Raw genomic sequence first — 14097 nt, 5'->3', positions numbered from 1 at the left:
AGTAGAGGGCCCCATGACACACACCAGAGTCTCTGAAGTTCTCACAAACCTAGCTGCTCGCGTTATAAAGAGTAGCCGCTTGCTAGCACTCGCGCTGGTCGCGGCGTTTACATCGGTTGCGATGCAGCCTGCTCAGGCGCAGAGCTCCGATACCTGGAAGAGCATCGCCATTATTGGCGGCTCGACTGCGGCTGGAGCATACATTGGACACAAGATGGCGGGTCGCACCGGAGCGGTGGTCGGCGCCGGAGTTGGAGCTTCGGTCGGCTATTCGATTGATCGTCGGCGTCGGGCGAATGAGTACAACCAGTACGGCGACAATGGCTACTACGGCAACGATCCGTACTACGGCGACGGAGGCTACTACAGCGGACCTGATAGCGGTCCTTATAATGGTCCTTACGATCCGTACGGATATCCTTCCGGATTCCAGGGAAACAACTATTCCGGAAACAACCGTCACGCCAAACGCCACTAACCAACGCCATCACCACGGAGTCCCTTCGGCTCCGTGGTTTAGCTTCTCAAAACTGGCATCCACACCTGCATCGCGGAGGGTTGGCGATTTGCCCAGGCGTAGTAGGGAATCAGAGTCAGTGAAACCGGGCGCGTCTTCTGCGAGCGAGCTTCATATCGGGAATAGAGAGGCTGCGCGGAGGAGTTTTGTTCTACGACTCCGTCGTGATGCAACACAACAATCCCGTCGAGAAGATCTGGTTTATATTCGCTCGTGAATCCAGAGTCGGCCTGTTTGCCTGCTTCGAGAGCCACGTCCGGCAGCGCGGTTCCGGCGGGCTGATCGAGCTGTTCCATGCAATAAACGATAGGACCGCGTTGGACCGCAACCCGTCCACTGTCTTCGGCTATTCGCGAGTTGGCTTGAAGCATTTGCGGCCTCATGTCCAACTGCAATCGAATCGCATCGCCTGACGACCATTGCCGACGAATCGGAAGATAGTGTCCCGGGGTTGCCCCACTGATTTTCTTTCCGTTCACGCTGACATCGGCGCTGTCCGCCCAGCCGGGAATGCGCATGTACAACGTGAATTGCACAGGTTCTGCGGGCGTCAGAGAGATATCGACCACGCCCTGCCAGGGATAATCGGTTTTCTGCGTGAGCTGAATGCCGGTTCCATCCTCCAGGCGCCATTTGAGTTCGGAATTGTCGTATAGATGCACATACAGGCCATCGCTGCTGGTGCTGTAAAAGTATCCCGGAAGCGAGGCGAGTATGCGCTCCAGATTCGGCGGGCAGCAGGTGGTGTCGTACCAGGGATTGCGGATCTTGTCGCCTGTCGACGGATCGAACGCCAGCGGATTGCGATAGCAATAGAGAGTCCCATTCAACGACATTCCCGAATTGATACCGTTATACAGAGCACGTTCGATTACATCCGCAAACTTCGCGTCACCTGTGGCCGAAAGCATGCGCCAGTTCCACATCATGTTGCCGATGGCGGCACAGCTTTCTCCGTAGGCGCGGAAGTTGGGCAGTTCGTAGGCATCGCCGAAGGCCTCGCCCTCTGCCCGCGAGCCTACCCCACCGCTCACATACATTTTGGTGCTCACCATGTCATTCCATAGGGTATTCAGGGTGCGCCAGTAGGAAACGTCGCCGGTCTCCATGTAATAGTCGGTCGCGCCGCAGCAGGCGTACATTGCGCGGACCGCGTGACCCTCAAGCTTGGTGCGCTCGGTAAACGGAGTGCCGCTGAACATGTAAATCGTGCGGCGCTCGGGGAACTCTGCGCGCGAATCGCCTTGCAGGATGTACCCCGCGAGATCCAGCTGGCGCTTGTCGCCGGTGATTCGATAAAGCTCGATTAACGACATCTCAATCTCCGGATGGCCGGAGATGATCGGCTTCTTCGGCGCGGGACCGTAGTTCGGAATCAGGAAATCGTTTACGAAACGAATGCCGGCATCGAGCAGCTTGCGCTCGCCCGTTGCGCGATAGTAGGCGATCGCGCCTTGCAGCAGGTGGCCGATGCAATACAGCTCGTGCCCGGTAGACTGAGTTTGCGGAGTCATTCGCAAGGCTACGCGATCCTGGACGTAGTAGGTGTTGAGATATCCGCTCGGCTCCTGAGCGGCCACGATATCGTCGATGATCTTCTCCGTCGTTTCGCGGAGCTGGGGCAGATCGCCTGATTGCAAAGCAAAGCCAACGGCTTCCGTCCACTTGTACACGTCAGAGTCGGAATACACAGGTCCAGTCTGCGCAGCAGAACTCTTGCCTTCGAGCCGGCGAAAGTTGTTCATCCTTCCATTGGCTTCGAGCAAGTCGTGCATCGAAGGAATACTCTTTGCAACGTTCACTTCCCGCCGCTTCCCCCAGAAGCCATCGTTGACTGTCACTGCCCGAATTGGGACTTGCCGCAGCTTCGCATGGGGAGACTTAGCCAGGTTCTCGATCGCTTGGCTTTTCCAGTCGGAGGCCTGCAACGGCACTTCGATTCCGGACTGCTGCGAATAGGCAGTATTTAGCGGAAATGTACTCGCGCCTGCCAGCGAAGAAGCGGCCGCCACCGAGATTGCGGACGCAAGAAACTGCCTGCGGGAGACGCCATCAGCCATTGAGTTCCTCCAAGCAAACTTGCTGGTTTCGAGCCCAGCAAAGTAGCAAGTAAAAGACGGGACAGATTACACCGCAGGCTGTCGTTCCGAAAATAGGCTGTCCCAGCAGGCTCGTCCTGCACGCCAGATTCTTTAGTCGCGGTTGTGCATCTGGGAACCCACACGAAAGTAATGCTGCGTCTGGCGAGGTTTCAGGCTAAGTTACAGCCTATCTATGCTCACCGTTTTACAGGCCATCGACGTTGCCCTCGGGCTCGCTCTGGTGGTCGTGCTCGGACGCTCCACCGCTGCAGAATTCCGCAAGCTGTGGAAGCACTGATCGAACAGTAACTCCGCAGCTTCCCCGCAATACCGAAACCCTGCCCCGGCAATTGCGTTCAGAGTGACAACGCCAAGCGCAGTCCGTCCTCTACCCGCCTGAAAAGAGCAGGCGGGAGGATTCCGATTCGAGTGCGCAACAAGCCTTTATCTATGGTGATTACCTGCGAGACGTTGATGGTCGATTTCCTTGGAAGCCCTGTATCTTTGGGCGAGCCGAGGACATTCCCAGGGGCCGCCGCCAGCCGCAGGTTTGAAGTAATGGCGACCACGACAACGGTTTGAATCCGACTCGCATTGAAGCTGTCGGACTGCACTACCAGAACCGGACGTCGGAATCCAGGCCCTGACCCTGCAGGCTCTCCAAGTGAGGCCCACCAAATCTCGCCGCGCTGAATCACCAACTCTTTCGATTTCCCCTGATGCTTGCTGATTGCATCGCCGCAAGCGTCTCATCCAAGTGCGAGTTCTCGGTTGCATAGACCTCATCGAGAAGCTCCTGAATGCCTCGCCCCTGCTGACGTTCGATGAGCTGCTCAATGGCAAGCGCATAGAAGCGGCTCCGCGAGATGCCCAAGCGTTTCGAAGTACGCTCCGCAGCTTCGAAAATCGGATCCGGAATCGACACTGCTGTTTTCACAATGGTAAGTATAACTCTGGTTATACCGCTAAGCAACATCAGATCGAATAACCGGAACTTACGCATTGTAGGGTAGTCGCTCGTTCCAACGGGGGTGACTGCAAACATTCGACGCTTGAAATCATCGCAATCACGTGGTGCTCTGGATTACGATGAGGTGAGCGCTGCGTCCAAGATAATAGAGAAACCTTGAACTCTGGTTTCAGTCCAGGAGGAGAGAGTTGTTTATCAGGTTTTCGATTCCCAAATGCTTGAGCCTGTTCTTTTCGCTATTCCTCATCATCGGCACCGCCGCCTTCGCGCAAACGAATCAAAATCCAAATGACACTGATACCGCGCAGGCTCCTGCAAGAGTAAACATCACGCAAGGGCCGACGATCCAGTATGCGGACGACCAATTCGCCGTGATTACCTGGACGACCGATCAGCCGTTTGCGAGCCGCGTGTTCTATGGCAAGGATCCGAGCAATCTGAATCAGATTTCGGAAGATACGAAATCCCTCAGCCTGCGGCATCAGATCAATCTGCGCAATCTGCAGCCGAGCACAACCTACTACTTCCGCATTGACACTGGGCAGGGCACGGCTGCAGTGAATTCCTCGGATGGTGTAGACGGATTCCAGACCACGGCGCTGGGCGCAAATCCAATTCGTAACCAGCAGCCATTCAAGGGCTCGCTGCAGCCAAAACCGAATCCCGCAACTGGACAGACGGCCCAGGCGGCGAATTTCGGAAACATCATCGTGACGCGTGGACCATCGATCCAGTATCTGGATGACACCACTGCCGTGATCTCCTGGACGACGAATGTACCGGCGAGCAACACACTTTATTACGGCACCGATCGCGACAATCTTCTCTACACCGGCGGCGATTTCAAGGACTCAACCGAGCATCGCATTCACCTCTCGAATCTGAAGCCGCGAACGCGTTACTACTTTCAGCTCGACGAACCCTCCTCACAGCCGATTGCCAGCTTCACCACGGTATTTGCCGGCGCGCAGCCGCTCTATGATCAGCATCCGGAGACAATCTCGTCGGGAACGGCGCAAAATTCGGGACCGCAGCTCACCCGGCGCGAGCACTCTGGCCAGAACGAACTTCCAGAAGGAACCGAGATCAGTGCCAGTTTGGAAACAGCGCTGTCGACAAAAACCTCAACTCCCGGCCAGCGCTTCACTGCCGCGGTTACGCAACCGGTCCGCGACTTCAACGACCAGATCGTGATCCCGGTAGGCGCGCGCATCAATGGTCAGGTGACCGAGTCGGAGGAAGGCAAAACGCTGCCTTCCATGCGCGGACGCGGCAAGCTCAATCTCCGCTTCGACAGCGTTGCTCTCCCGAATGGAAGTACGATTCCCATTTCGGCAACACTGCTCTCCGTGAATCAGACGGGAGGCAATGGTTCCGTAAATTCCGAAGGCGAAGTGCAGTCGAATACGAATGCCTCGACAACGGCCAAAGGCGCAGCCGTAGGAGCCGGAATAGGCACAATTGCCGGATTAATCTTCGGCGGTCCGTTCAAAGGGCTTGCGATCGGAGCGATTGCAGGAGGCGGCTACATCCTCGCGACCAAGGGCAAAGACGTTGAACTTCCAGCCGATACAGAGCTGAAAATCCGCCTGGATCAACCAGTTTCGCTGGCGCAACTAACAGGGCGGCGATAACGCATCCGTGAAGGTCACGAAGCCGCTCTTCGTGACCTCTTAGGTTATCCCTCGTGACCTTCGTGTTCGCCTTTCCCGCTCACCCGCAAAGGCGCCGAGTACACCACAAATCGCCGCCCTCGCAAAAATCCGATCATCGTCATTCCGAACTCCCGGGCAATCTGCACGGCAAGGCTCGACGGCGCTGATACTGAGGCCAAAACGGGAATGCCGGCCGCAAGTGCTTTCTGGGAAATTTCAAATCCGCCGCGCCCACTAACCATCAGCACGAAATGGCTCAGCGGGATTCGATCGTTCAGCAGCGCCCATCCGATCACTTTATCGACGGCATTATGGCGGCCAATGTCCTCCCGCAACACCAACATCTGCCCAGCAGCATCGAATGCAGCAGCAGCGTGCAATCCTCCCGTGCGCCCGAAAACTGCTTGTGATTCACGCAACCGTTGTGGCAATGAGCACAGCACATCGGGGTCGATGTGAAACGCCGAATTCACCGGCTTGATACCGCGCACGCGGACCGACTCGATCGTCGCTTTGCCGCAGATGCCGCAACTTGAGGCGGCGAAAAAATTGCGTTGCAGATCGGCCTCAGGACTCCTGCCGCCGGCAATCACGGCAGCTACGGTGTTCGGGTTGGTCGATTCGAGCGCGCTCAGTTCCGCGCGGGTGGAAATAATTGCTTCAGTAAATAGGAAGCCTGCGGTCAGCTCCAGGTCATGGCCCGGGGTGCGCATGGTCACGCTGATGGGAGTATTCCCAATTCGGATTTCAAGCGGTTCTTCTACGGCAAGATAGTCTTGAGCGTGGGAGACGGCCCCGTCCTCCCACTGATCGACCGACGTCAGCGCGATGCTTGGTTTGGATTGCGCCTTCGATTGCGAACGCACACTTCAATCATAGCGAGTGGAGAGACGAATGGCTTCGACGCTGCTCGGGCGGGCTGAAAACCTGTAGCTTAGTGTCCCGCCCTGGCTGCAGCTGAGTGCGAGGAGGCTTGAGACGTAGCTGGCTGGTTGAGCTGCTTGTGCAAGCTGTTTGCCTTGATCCCGCCGACCACGATCATCAGCACACCCAACATCTGCTCGGCTCCGGCGAGGCGCATCATGAAGTTGGTTCCGTATAGAAGGTCCTGGCTGGCGAAGACACCCATCGTGGAACCTACAAGGAAAATAAGACTGCCGCATACGAGTATGGCAATGAATTTGTCGAACTCATCTTGCAGGCGTTCGACCTGAGAGGGAGAAAGCATGACACCTCCTGACGAGGAAGTGCTCACGTCCACCAGGAACTCTCCTCGTGCGCGGAAGTGTGTCACGGAAAAGGGAACTTATGCAAGAAAGTTCGGCGGTACCGTTAGTTGCCGATGCAAAGAACTATTTTGCCGAAACTCTGGTTCGATTCCATGCGCTCGTGAGCGGCGCGGGCATCCCGCAGGTCGAAGCTGCTATCGATTACTGCGCGCAACGTGCCATTGGCAAAGAGTGGAATCACCTCCGAGGCGAAGCGGCGCGTGGCAGCAATTTTTTCCTCCAGAGGTCTGGCACGCAACACGGTGCCGATCAGTTGCGCGCGTTTTCCCAGCGCGATTGACGAATCCAGCTCGATCTTCGCTCCTCCCATGGTGCCGATCAGCATGATGCGTCCGCGATGCGCGAGCGCATGCAGGCTCGCGTTCGTGTAGGCTCCTCCCACTAAATCGAGGACGACATCGAACGCGCCATCGGCAGACCAGGTCTTCGCGTCCTCAGGAGTTGGTGCCGACGAGACCAGGAAGCCTGCTGCAAGACTATACTGCTTCGCCCGCTGCAGCTTATCCGGCGTTCGGGCCGTTCCAAGCGGGATCGCGTTTATGGCTCGCGCGAGTTGAATGGCAGCCAAACCGACGCCGCTGCCAACGGCGTGAATGAGTACGCGATCGCTGGGCCGGACGGCAGCCTGCACCCAGAGCGCATCGTGGGCAGTAATGAAAGCTTCAGGAATCGCCGCCGCCTGCTTAAAGTCAAGCTTCGCGGGGATTCTCATCACGGTACGTTCGTGAACGGCAATGTACTCCGCGTACGCACCGCCGCCGACGAGGCCCATCACGCGGTCTCCCGCATGCCAAAGCTGGACGGCGGAGCCCGTACCCTCGACCTCGCCTGCAAATTCCATTCCGGGAATATCACGAGGTGATCCTGGAGGCGCGGGGTACTTGCCCTTCCGTTGCAGGATGTCGGCACGATTCAAGGCGGAGGCTCGTACCCGAACAAGCACATCAGATGGACCACAGGAGGGTTTCTCTACTGACGTGAGGCGAAGCACCTCGGGACCGCCAGCGTGCTGGATCACTACGGCCATCATGGTTTCCGAGCTGTTCGGCATAGAGAAGATTGGAAGGCTTCGCTTGCGACTGTGGCGACGGCTTCGCGCCAGTTTGCGCGCGGCCTACATGATAAATTGGAGTTGTGGGCGCGTAGCTCAGTTGGTAGAGCAACGCCCTTTTAAGGCGTGGGTCGCAGGTTCGAATCCTGCCGCGCTCACCACCACGTACCTGGCACAAGCAGGTTCTCCAGTAGTTTTGTGTAGAAGTCTTTAAGCAGTTTGGCGCGTCTTTCCCAGGTCCAGGATTACCTGCTGTTCTGCCAGTTTTCCGTCAACATACTTGGCTTGAATCAAGCGTACGTGAGTGCCTCGCTTTTTCGCGACCGCTGAGGCGATATCGAAATCGTGAAATGCGGCAACAAACTGCCAGCGCGACTCGCCCGAGGCCGGCGCCCAAATCTCATATTGTTCCCAACGCTCCATACTTCCGCTTAGATGCAGGTCTCGTCTTTATCGTGCCGCCGCTTCTTTGGTTTGCATGAGAACCCACTCGCCCGCGCGACGAATAAACGTGTCGGTGAACCGCACGCGCGCGCTCTGCATGCGGTTGCCGCCGGTTGGAATTGATTCGACGCGTTCACCGGTGACGGTGGCGCGATCGCCGTTCACTTGAACTCGCAGGTTCTCCGGCTGACCGAACGTTCCGGCGCGGTTCTGATGGATATCATCCAGCAATGCAAACTTGTCTTCGGAATCTCCATTGGCGCTGATGAGCTTGTAGTCATCGGTCAAAATGCGCTGCAGGATGGCCACATCGCGACGGTTGATCGCGTCGGAAATTTCTCCCTCCAGCGTCATGAGCGTTTGCTGGACGTATTGCACCGGCTGCGGAGGCGGACTTTGCGGCGCCTGCGCGCTGTTTTGTGTCCGCTGCTGGTTTGCGGCTGGGACTCTTTGAGGCGGCTGTTGAGCATTACTCTGCTGCTGCTGGGGTGCGGGTGTACCGGCCGGCGGATATGGCTGCTGGGTTCGATTCTGCGGCTGCGATGTTGGCGCCTGTGAGGATGCTTGATCCTGTGCTCCAGGGACTTCTTGTCCATTAAAGATGATGCGCGACTCGGAGCCAAAACGGTGGTAGTTAACGTAATCGACGGTCTCAATCACGTGTACCGATTCGGTACTGAAGTGGAGATAATCGTCTGACTTTGTGTAGGAAGGAAACCAATATTTCCCGTCCACCAGTTCGCGATAAGTAACGAAGCTGGGAAACAGGTTCTCTCCGTTCTTGTTGTAAATGTCAGGCACAGCTTTGCCTGAGCTCTTCACGATCTGATACTGATTCGCGTCCACCCAGATGCGGCCCTCAAAGTAGCGGCGGCCTTCCTCCATGGCTTTAGGGGAAATATCGAAGACGTAGGCATGCGTTCCGCTGGTCGCCTGTTGGCCGCGATATTTGATGTTGTAGTCGGGAATCTCGTCCGTGGTGAGCACAAACGGCATGCGGTTGCGCATATCGTCGATGTCTTCAGGCGTGACGCTGATTCTCTTCAGCGTGTCTCGCGGCTGTGAGACCTGTTTTACGACGCGCTCGCCCTGGTCGTTGAAAGTTACATCGAAGGTGGTGTCGTATTCGCCGTCGGGGAAACCTGTGTCGCTGATGGTTTGCATCCTGACGATCTGGCGATAGGTGTAGTGCTCGCGTGCCTGTTTAAAGACCTGTTCTTGAGCGGCAAAACGACTGATGATGTCACGAACTGTGACCCCCTCGGGCAGCGAAGGGTCGAGCGGGCCATCACCCGCATCCTGCATTTGGCAAAAGCTCGACGCCAGTAGAGCAACGATTGCCAATCCTATCCAGCAGACACGCGAATAGACAGACCGGGAGCTTCTCTGGAAGCTGCTCACACCCGTGCCTCTCGATCTTCTGAATGCCATATCAAAGTAAACACCGGATTTAAGTATTAGATGCCCGGAGGAGTTTCTCCCGATTCTGAGTGGCTGCCGAAAGCTATTTCACCACGGAGGCACGGAGGACACGGAGAAGTTTTGGGTGTAGTCGCGCCGCGCCGAGTCGCTGAAATTGGAGGCCAGAAACACCTCAGGCAAGCTCCTTTAAGAGCAATTGCGAGCCTTTGGGCAGGTAGCCCTTTCGTTGAAACCAGTCCTGCATCGCCGTTCGCAGATCTTCGAGAGGGACGCGAGCGCCGATCTCGATCAAGCCATCGCTGAGCGGAAGGGTGTCGTCGAAGACCGCGTCATTGGTGAAGTTGCGCATGGAGAAGCTGTCGAGCCACTTCAGCGCGCAAGGCTGACGCTGACCATCTGTTTCGTAAGCAACTGCGATTCTGCGAGAAAACACAATAGTTTCTTCGGCGAGTGCGAGGGTATTTGCTTAATCCAGAGCTGAAGCTCGCGTCTCGATCAAGCGGCGAATGCGCGAGACGAATGCGTCGACTTTTGCTTTGCCCTCGTCGCCTTTGCCGCGTACACGAACGCTGACCTCGCCGGCCTCCGCTTCTTTGTCGCCGACCACCAAAAGGAATGGAACCTTTTGCATCGTATGCTCGCGGATCTTGGCGTTCATCTTTTCATTGCGGGCATCCACATGGACGCGTACGCCGGCCGCCTTGAGCTTCTCCGCAACCTGTTCTGCGTAAGCAGCATGACGTTCAGAAATGGGAACCATCACCACCTGCACCGGCGAGAGCCACACAGGGAAGTTGCCGGCATAGTGCTCGATAAGCACGCCGAAGAAGCGCTCGATCGAACCGTATAGAGCGCGATGAACCATCAGCGGCTGCTTGCGCGAGCCGTCCTCAGCGACGTACTCCAGTTTGAAACGCTCGGGAAGCGTGAAGTCGAACTGCACGGTTGAGAGCTGCCATAGGCGTCCGATGGCATCGACCAGCTTCACGTCGATCTTCGGGCCGTAGAACGCAGCTTCGCCAGGAATCGTCTTGTACTTGATCCCGCGACGCTGCATGGCTTTTTCCAGGGACGAAATCGCGCGCTCCCAGTTTTCCTTCGCACCGATGTACTTGCCGGTGTCGTTCGGATCCCAAATCGATAGCTCGACTTCATATTTGTCGAAGCCATATGCATTCAGAACCGCGAGTGCAAAATCGATGCAGCCGACGATCTCGTCTTCAATCTGCTCAGGCGTGCAGAAGATATGCGCGTCGTCTTGGGTAAAACCCCGCACGCGCAGCAGTCCGTGCATGACGCCGGAACGCTCGTAGCGGTAGACAGTCCCGAGTTCTCCGAGGCGCACCGGCAAATCGCGATAGGAGCGCAGCGTGTTCTGGTAAATCAGGATGTGTCCCGGACAGTTCATCGGCTTCAACTGGTACTCGGCATCGTCCAGTTCCATCGGCGTGAACATGTTCTGCGCGTAGTAGCCGGCGTGGCCACTGGTCTTCCAGAGATCGACGCGCATCACGTGCGGAGTGAAAACAAGCGAATATCCCCGCTTCAGATACTCGGCGCGCATCCAGTCTTCCATCTCTTTGCGGATGATTCCGCCTTTGGGATGCCAGAAGATCAGACCTGGGCCGGCGAGTTCCTGAATTGAAAACAGATCGAGCTGCTGACCGATCACACGATGATCGCGCTTCTTCGCCTCTTCAATCGCATTGAGATACTGCTCAAGATCTTTTTTTGAATAGAACGAGGTTCCATAGATGCGCTGAAGCTGTGGATTCTTCTCGTCGTTTAGCCAGTACGCGCCGGCAAGGGTGGTGAGCTTGAATGCCTTGATTCTTCCCGTACTGGGAATGTGCGGACCGCGGCAGAAATCGACGAACTTGCCGTTGCGATAAAAGGAAACCTGGTTCTCGCCCTCAGTATGCTTCTGGATGAAATGAACTTTCATCCAGTCGTTTTCAGCTTCGTATTGCTTGATGGCCTGATCGCGAGGCACGTATTCGCGCACGAACTTCTCGTCGCGCTTTACGACCTCTTCCATCCGCTGCTCGATGCGCTGCAGATCGTCAGCCGAAAAAGGCGTCGGACGATAGAAGTCATAGAAAAAACCCGATTCGGTTGGCGGACCATGTCCCAGTTTGGTCTCCGGGAACAACTCCGTTACCGCAGTTGCTAACAAATGTGCGGAAGAGTGGCGAAAAACTTCGAGCGCCTCGGGATCTTTCTCGGTAAGAATGCGAACTTCGGCATCTTCTTCGATCGGTCGATTCAGATCGACAAGCTTTCCATTCACTTTGGCGACGAGCGCGGCATCTGCCAGGCGCGGCGAGATGGCCTTGGCTACCTCATAGGCCGTAGTACCGCGTGGCGCTTCGCGCGAAGATCCGTCGGGCAGAGTAATTTTGATGGTTTGAGTGGCTTGAGCAACGTCGGACATAGCGTTTCCGGCTGTAATCATTCAGGATAACGCAAAGAAGGCGCGAAGCCACGAGCTCTCACATGCTCGCGGCCAGGCTCCAGCCGGTCTGGAACTTGTTCCCGAGAACCTGGTTCAGATGATGCTTGAGATGCTCCACGTAATCTCCTGCGAGCCAGAGGAGCGTCACGGGCTGACGACCGCCGATGCTGCATTGAACCTGCGCAGAGGATTCCCGAAGCTGCTGCAGGACATGCGCGAGGTATCGGTTGTAGGCTGACCAGAGTTCGATCACCAGCTCCCAGCTTGCGCCGTTTGGATTCTGTAGCGCGATGAGTTTTTCCTGATCGTATCCGGGAAATTCAAGACTTTCTTGCGAAGCGGCACGCACAAATCGCTGATGATTGTTCGACGCAGAATCGATCAAGTGAGCAAGGATCTCCTTCTTGCTCCACTTGTTTGGTGCTGGACGAAACGTTGCATCGGCGTTCCCGATCTCGTGCAACATCGGTTCAGCAATGCGCACAGTTTGAAGTAAGTCCGAGGAAATCGACGCGAAAGTCATCCGAGTAGTATCGCGCATTTGTCGCGATCGGTATGCCACTAGTCCCTGTCCTTTGGTACCGCAGAATTTTGCGTTCTGCTGATGTAAAAATTTCCTCCACACGAGCAGCGATCAACGCAAGTTCCTCATTCTGAGTAGCCGATTGCGGCACGTCAGGTGCTCGACTGCTCTCTGGAGAAACCACTTTGAAATCACACTTTTTAGTCACAGGATCTTTACTGGCCAGCCTGACTCTGATGCCAATTGCGGCGTCGGCTTACGACCATCCGGGCGAGCACAACAGTGGACAACATATTCGCCGAGTTCGCGAGAGTGAACATGATCGTCATCTGCGCGAAGAGCGCGAGCGGCACGCTCGATTCGAACGCGAAGCGCGTTTGCGGCATGAGCGCGAAGAACGCATGCGCCGTGAGCATCACGAAGGCCGCCACGATTTCCGCAGCCATGATCGCGACCACGACCGTCGCGGCTGGGAAAAGGGACAAAAGCGCGGCTGGAAAGGCGGCGCGCTGCCTCCAGGACAGGAAAAGAAAGCTGAGCGCGGACGCTAGTTTTGTATAGCTGCTTAGCCTGTCGCCGAGTAGTTCCTTGCCTTTGGAATGTAAATTTGGCGCCAACAACGAAATCGGGCGGCGTTGCGGTCTTTGTCGGACTTGCGACGCCGCCGATCCTCTTCGTCTCGAGTTGTATTGGCGCCGGAATTGCTGCCAATTCACGCATTTCTCGAAGGCACCTCACAATAAGCAATATGCGATAGGCAGTAGGCTCGAAACGCACGTGCTTCGAATGACAGGTTCGTTCTTGGCAGGATCTTTTCGCCTATTGTCTATTGCTTATTGCCTACCGCCTTCCTTCCAACATCTTCCGCAAGAACACAAGCTGGCCCAGGTGATAGGCGTTGTGATCGGCCACGAGTAACGCCTCTCGCAGCAGAGTCTGACCATCACCGTGGGGAATGCGCGCGTAAAGCTGCTGCTCATCGGCTTCGGCCACAAGCTGCTTCATGGCATCCAAGTCCCGACGAAACGCAGCCACGCTCTTCTTCCATGCTGCATCGCTCGAAGGTGCGGCAGAATCCGGCCAGTAGCCGTCGGGAAACTCCGGCGAGACGTGCTTGTCGTCTCGGCTGAATTCGAGAATGTCCCATTGCGCGATGCGCATGTGCTCCATAAGCTGCCAGATTGTGTGAGGCGCGCCTTTGATCTTCTTGCCGCGCAGCTCAGGCGCGAGTCCGCGAATGGCGCCCTCGAAATCAATGTGTGCGCCTTTGAAGCTGAGCAGGTTAAGTAGGTGCTGTTGCACAGGCGAGTTGTTCATTCCAGTCTCCTCGAACTTGCCGTCATTCCGAAGCCGCCGGTGTGTGGCGGCGAGGAATCCCTACGGACTTCGAAAGCGTGGACCCAAGGGCATTCGGATTGTCGGTCGCTCTCTTGAGGATTTCGCACGAGAAGGGATCATGCAAGTCGATAGGGATTCCTCACCGCAAAAGCGGCGGTTCGGAATGACAGCAAGCATCGGAATGACAGTAAGGCAGGAACGCCGTCGTTGCTTTGGCTCAAGGCGAAGCAGATAATCGAGGCGTCGGGACTGCTCTTTCCGTGAATCTGCCCAATTACATCACGATCAGCCGCATCTTCAGTGTGCCCATATTGTTGTGGCTGCTGACCAGCAACGTCCTTTCCGGCACGCA

Annotated in this window: 15 protein-coding genes and 1 tRNA gene; 4 read left to right on the top strand and 12 right to left on the bottom strand. The window is 56.4% G+C overall.

Annotated elements, in window-relative coordinates:
* Positions 1-13 precede the first annotated feature (13 nt).
* The gene (locus tag VFU50_09860; GenBank protein HEU5233154.1) at positions 14-478 is read left to right on the top strand and encodes a hypothetical protein; all 465 of its coding nucleotides are present in this window, start codon (positions 14-16) and stop codon (positions 476-478) included.
* 38 nt (positions 479-516) lie between these two features.
* Here the strand turns inward: VFU50_09860 and VFU50_09855 are convergent, their stop codons facing one another.
* The 3 genes from VFU50_09855 to VFU50_09845 form a co-directional block, all read right to left on the bottom strand.
* Positions 517-2577: a glycoside hydrolase family 127 protein gene (locus tag VFU50_09855; protein ID HEU5233153.1), complete on the bottom strand. Its 2061-nt coding sequence runs from the start codon at positions 2575-2577 to the stop codon at positions 517-519.
* 377 nt (positions 2578-2954) lie between these two features.
* Entirely contained in the window at positions 2955-3296 is a 342-nt protein-coding gene (locus tag VFU50_09850) for a type II toxin-antitoxin system PemK/MazF family toxin (GenBank protein ID HEU5233152.1), read from the bottom strand.
* Entirely contained in the window at positions 3293-3535 is a 243-nt protein-coding gene (locus VFU50_09845) for a hypothetical protein (GenBank protein ID HEU5233151.1), read from the bottom strand. The genes VFU50_09850 and VFU50_09845 overlap by 4 nt, the downstream gene beginning before the upstream one ends.
* A gap of 221 nt (positions 3536-3756) precedes the next feature.
* Here VFU50_09845 and VFU50_09840 point away from each other — a divergent pair, with 221 nt between their 5' ends.
* Positions 3757-5202: a fibronectin type III domain-containing protein gene (locus VFU50_09840; protein HEU5233150.1), complete on the top strand. Its 1446-nt coding sequence runs from the start codon at positions 3757-3759 to the stop codon at positions 5200-5202.
* Positions 5203-5246: 44 nt separating this feature from the next.
* On the opposite strand, the gene fdhD is transcribed toward VFU50_09840, so the two are convergent.
* From fdhD to VFU50_09825, 3 genes are all read right to left on the bottom strand, one after another.
* Positions 5247-6089 carry a formate dehydrogenase accessory sulfurtransferase FdhD gene (fdhD, locus tag VFU50_09835; GenBank protein ID HEU5233149.1) on the bottom strand — a complete coding sequence of 281 codons (843 nt, stop codon included), beginning with the start codon at positions 6087-6089 and terminating at the stop codon, positions 5247-5249.
* Between the two features lie 68 nt (positions 6090-6157).
* Positions 6158-6451, bottom strand: a complete 294-nt coding sequence (locus VFU50_09830) for a hypothetical protein (protein HEU5233148.1) — start codon at positions 6449-6451, stop codon at positions 6158-6160.
* Between the two features lie 104 nt (positions 6452-6555).
* Positions 6556-7563: an NAD(P)H-quinone oxidoreductase gene (locus VFU50_09825; GenBank protein HEU5233147.1), complete on the bottom strand. Its 1008-nt coding sequence runs from the start codon at positions 7561-7563 to the stop codon at positions 6556-6558.
* A gap of 85 nt (positions 7564-7648) precedes the next feature.
* On the opposite strand from VFU50_09825, the gene VFU50_09820 reads away from it, so the two are divergent.
* Positions 7649-7724: transfer RNA gene (locus VFU50_09820), tRNA-Lys, on the top strand.
* 49 nt (positions 7725-7773) lie between these two features.
* Here VFU50_09820 and VFU50_09815 read toward each other — a convergent pair.
* The 5 genes from VFU50_09815 to VFU50_09795 all read right to left on the bottom strand — a co-directional run bounded on the left by VFU50_09815 (position 7774) and on the right by VFU50_09795 (position 12425).
* Positions 7774-7986: a hypothetical protein gene (locus VFU50_09815; protein HEU5233146.1), complete on the bottom strand. Its 213-nt coding sequence runs from the start codon at positions 7984-7986 to the stop codon at positions 7774-7776.
* 27 nt (positions 7987-8013) lie between these two features.
* Positions 8014-9351 carry a DUF4440 domain-containing protein gene (locus VFU50_09810; protein HEU5233145.1) on the bottom strand — a complete coding sequence of 446 codons (1338 nt, stop codon included), beginning with the start codon at positions 9349-9351 and terminating at the stop codon, positions 8014-8016.
* Between the two features lie 250 nt (positions 9352-9601).
* Complete coding sequence (locus VFU50_09805) at positions 9602-9862, bottom strand: hypothetical protein (protein HEU5233144.1); 261 nt, start codon at positions 9860-9862, stop codon at positions 9602-9604.
* 33 nt (positions 9863-9895) lie between these two features.
* Positions 9896-11863 (bottom strand): threonine--tRNA ligase, encoded by a 1968-nt coding sequence (thrS, locus tag VFU50_09800; GenBank protein ID HEU5233143.1) that lies wholly within the window; start codon positions 11861-11863, stop codon positions 9896-9898.
* A 58-nt stretch (positions 11864-11921) separates the two neighbouring features.
* Positions 11922-12425, bottom strand: a complete 504-nt coding sequence (locus VFU50_09795) for a DinB family protein (protein HEU5233142.1) — start codon at positions 12423-12425, stop codon at positions 11922-11924.
* 167 nt (positions 12426-12592) lie between these two features.
* Between VFU50_09795 and VFU50_09790 the strand changes: the two genes are divergently transcribed.
* A complete protein-coding gene (locus VFU50_09790; protein ID HEU5233141.1) occupies positions 12593-12958 on the top strand; it encodes a hypothetical protein in 366 nt (121 codons plus the stop codon).
* A 289-nt stretch (positions 12959-13247) separates the two neighbouring features.
* On the opposite strand, the gene VFU50_09785 is transcribed toward VFU50_09790, so the two are convergent.
* Positions 13248-13724 (bottom strand): DinB family protein, encoded by a 477-nt coding sequence (locus VFU50_09785; GenBank protein HEU5233140.1) that lies wholly within the window; start codon positions 13722-13724, stop codon positions 13248-13250.
* Positions 13725-14097: the final 373 nt, after the last annotated feature.

It is taken from the genome of Terriglobales bacterium (genome assembly GCA_035764005.1).
Classification (GTDB): domain Bacteria; phylum Acidobacteriota; class Terriglobia; order Terriglobales; family Acidobacteriaceae; genus Gp1-AA112.
The sequence above is the reverse complement of the archived record's forward strand: the minus strand, read 5'-3'. Positions and strand labels throughout refer to the sequence as shown.

Bases quoted from the DNA above. Each gene is read 5' to 3' on its own strand.
- VFU50_09860 (HEU5233154.1), top strand. From the start codon at position 14: ATGACACACACCAGAGTCTCTGAAGTTCTCACAAACCTAGCTGCTCGC.
- VFU50_09855 (HEU5233153.1), bottom strand. From the start codon at position 2,577: ATGGCTGATGGCGTCTCCCGCAGGCAGTTTCTTGCGTCCGCAATCTCG.
- VFU50_09830 (HEU5233148.1), bottom strand. From the start codon at position 6,451: ATGCTTTCTCCCTCTCAGGTCGAACGCCTGCAAGATGAGTTCGACAAA.
- VFU50_09825 (HEU5233147.1), bottom strand. From the start codon at position 7,563: ATGCCGAACAGCTCGGAAACCATGATGGCCGTAGTGATCCAGCACGCT.
- VFU50_09815 (HEU5233146.1), bottom strand. From the start codon at position 7,986: ATGGAGCGTTGGGAACAATATGAGATTTGGGCGCCGGCCTCGGGCGAG.
- thrS (HEU5233143.1), bottom strand. From the start codon at position 11,863: ATGTCCGACGTTGCTCAAGCCACTCAAACCATCAAAATTACTCTGCCC.
- VFU50_09795 (HEU5233142.1), bottom strand. From the start codon at position 12,425: ATGCGCGATACTACTCGGATGACTTTCGCGTCGATTTCCTCGGACTTA.
- VFU50_09785 (HEU5233140.1), bottom strand. From the start codon at position 13,724: ATGAACAACTCGCCTGTGCAACAGCACCTACTTAACCTGCTCAGCTTC.